Below are 2,278 nucleotides of genomic sequence, written 5' to 3'. Positions count from 1 at the left end.
ATGGCTGGTACCTGCGATGGCCAACAGAAATGTCTGGCACATTTAGAACGAGAGTTAGAGTCCCTTAAAACCAGTCGTTTTCAAGCGAATCGAGAATTTGCTGCCGATGTACAGCAAGTTTTAGCAACCGCCCGTATCCATTATCGTCATTATCATGCTCGAAATTTAACCCTTGAAGACTTAGGCTCCAAAAGAACAGAAGTCGAGAACTCACTGCAAAAGATTTTTAAAGCAACTCCCAAAAAAGGATGGCCTTATGATGCACAAAGATTGATTAACCGTCTCAAACGTCATTGGGAAGAGTGGTTCACCTTTCTAACTTATCCTGAAGTCAAACCAGATAATAATGATGCTGAGAGAGCTTTACGTCCCATTGTCATTCACCGCAAAGTAAGTGGGGGAGCAAGAAGCGACTGGGGTGCAGAGTTAGTCACCCAAATGTTCAGTTTTTTAGAGACCATGAGATTACAGGGGCAAAATGCCATTGTCCAATTATGCGAATTATTTTCATTAGCTGGTCGGAGTCCCCCAGGATTAGAGATGTAAAAGGCTCCGGAGCCGATGGGGGATAGATTTTTCTTGATCGCCCTATCTCTCTGCACAAAAATACAAAGGGTTAGCGGATAATCTCCGCTAACAAAAAACTATCTTACTATTCTTTTTTTTCTCATATTGTTGTTTTTATTTGAGGTTTTTAAAAGACTTGATTCTGGGAATGTTAGTCATTAAAATAGCCGTAATAAATTAGCTTAAATTTTACGCTAAATCACAGGGCTTATATTTTTGTTGACTCAACTGATGTTGTTTGTAGTGCTTTTCAATAAGACTTTTTTGTTGCGGTGAGCAGTTACCAAGGACAAACCCCAATTGGAGATATGCAAGAATTGTTAACACGCCTTGATCCTAAGCTAGTAGAACGTTTTCAAGAAAAAGGAGTGCGTTATATCTACAATCTACACGGAGGTAAAGGATTTAGTGTCGGATGGCAAAAGGCATTTTTAACAGAAGATAAACAACAAGTTACAGATTGGTTGGATGAGCAAGGAGCAGATTATAAGTGGAACTCGGATAATAGTTTATCGATTAAATTGTTAGCTCCAGGGCTGCGCAATCATTCAAGTACCAATGAATTAGTGTGGGGTAATCAAGCAGTTAATTGGCACGTAGATACCTTCCCTGCACAGATGAAGAAAATGATACGCCGTGTCTATCGTTCTGAAGAAAACTATCCCAAACACGCTATGTTTGGAGACGGTAGTCCTATTGATGAAACCGATATCCAACACATTTTAAAAGTCCAAGCAGACATGGAAGTAACCTTTGATTGGCAACAAGGAGACGTACTGTGGTGTGATAATCAACGGATGGCTCATGGACGCAGGCCGTTCCAAGGTTCCCGTAAAATTCTAGTTGCGTTAGCTTAATATTATTAAAAATTAACAGGTTGGTTTAACATATGATCTCTCAAGAAAAATTACTCAATTTACCAAATCATAATACTGTAGTATCTCAAGTTGGAGATATACGACAACGTTTTTCTCAACTTGCTAAAGAGCATGGTGAAAATCCCGCTTTAGGGGGAATAAATCGCCCGTGGTTAAACTATCAACAGCTTAATAAACTGATCCAAGATCGCGGAAATACCCTCCTAGATGCAGGAATTGGAAGGGGCAATATTGTGATTATTTCCTTGAATAATGGTCTAGAAGCTCTGAGCGCAATTCTGTCCGTTGCTTCTGTAGCGATCGCCCTCCCAGTTAATCCTCAAGAACCAGTGAAAACCCTAGTGCAGCTTAGCAAAAATAATCCACCAGTCACTTATGATCTTTAAAGCCCTTAAATTTCCAAACGAACGGCTTAGCAAAATGTTGATTAAAGTAATCAATAAAATTGAGAATTTTTTGGGATAGTTCTTCAGTTGAACGGACAGTAATTCTTTTGAGTAAACGCCTGACTAAGATCGAAAACCAACACTCAATTTGATTAAGCCACGATGTATGTTTGGGAATATAAACAAAGCGAATTCGATGAGATTCATCTGATAAAAAATCTGCTCTGCTGTCCATAGATTGCAAAATCCCCTCCTTTCCTTTTCTCCCCAAATCAATAGTAATTCCACAGCTTTCTGCTACTAATTTGACTAAGCTTTCCGATTTATGAGTGTTGAGTTGATCTACAATAAAAATCCATTCTGCTTTTTCATCAATCTTAATCGTTCTCTGGATATGTTCAGAAAAATCTTTTCTGGGGGATCCTCAGGTCGACCGCAGGCAGCAAG

3 protein-coding genes and 1 pseudogene are annotated in these 2,278 nt (G+C 39.3%); 3 read left to right on the top strand and 1 reads right to left on the bottom strand.

Translation table 11 applies throughout. The features are described from left to right. The 3 genes from CWATDRAFT_RS31225 to CWATDRAFT_RS31215 form a co-directional block, all read left to right on the top strand. Positions 1-546, top strand: a 546-nt coding sequence (locus tag CWATDRAFT_RS31225; RefSeq protein ID WP_007308674.1) for an IS66 family transposase, incomplete at its 5' end; no start/stop codon positions are given. Between the two features lie 329 nt (positions 547-875). Next, complete coding sequence (locus CWATDRAFT_RS31220) at positions 876-1,424, top strand: TauD/TfdA family dioxygenase (RefSeq protein WP_081451047.1); 549 nt, start codon at positions 876-878, stop codon at positions 1,422-1,424. A 32-nt stretch (positions 1,425-1,456) separates the two neighbouring features. Further along, positions 1,457-1,831: an AMP-binding protein gene (locus CWATDRAFT_RS31215; RefSeq protein ID WP_007308673.1), complete on the top strand. Its 375-nt coding sequence runs from the start codon at positions 1,457-1,459 to the stop codon at positions 1,829-1,831. Here the strand turns inward: CWATDRAFT_RS31215 and CWATDRAFT_RS31210 are convergent. After that, positions 1,815-2,243, bottom strand: a pseudogene (locus tag CWATDRAFT_RS31210) (transposase); the annotation flags it as partial. The gene CWATDRAFT_RS31215 and the pseudogene CWATDRAFT_RS31210 sit on opposite strands and share 17 nt — an antisense overlap. Positions 2,244-2,278: the final 35 nt, after the last annotated feature.

This window comes from Crocosphaera watsonii WH 8501 (assembly GCF_000167195.1).
Taxonomy (GTDB): Bacteria; Cyanobacteriota; Cyanobacteriia; order Cyanobacteriales; family Microcystaceae; genus Crocosphaera; species Crocosphaera watsonii.
This window is presented reverse-complemented; position numbering and strand designations above follow the sequence as displayed.

What these genes read in the sequence shown, in the direction of transcription:
- CWATDRAFT_RS31215 (WP_007308673.1), top strand. Translation starts at nt 1,457, where the DNA reads ATGATCTCTCAAGAAAAATTACTCAATTTACCAAATCATAATACTGTA.
- CWATDRAFT_RS31220 (WP_081451047.1), top strand. Translation starts at nt 876, where the DNA reads ATGCAAGAATTGTTAACACGCCTTGATCCTAAGCTAGTAGAACGTTTT.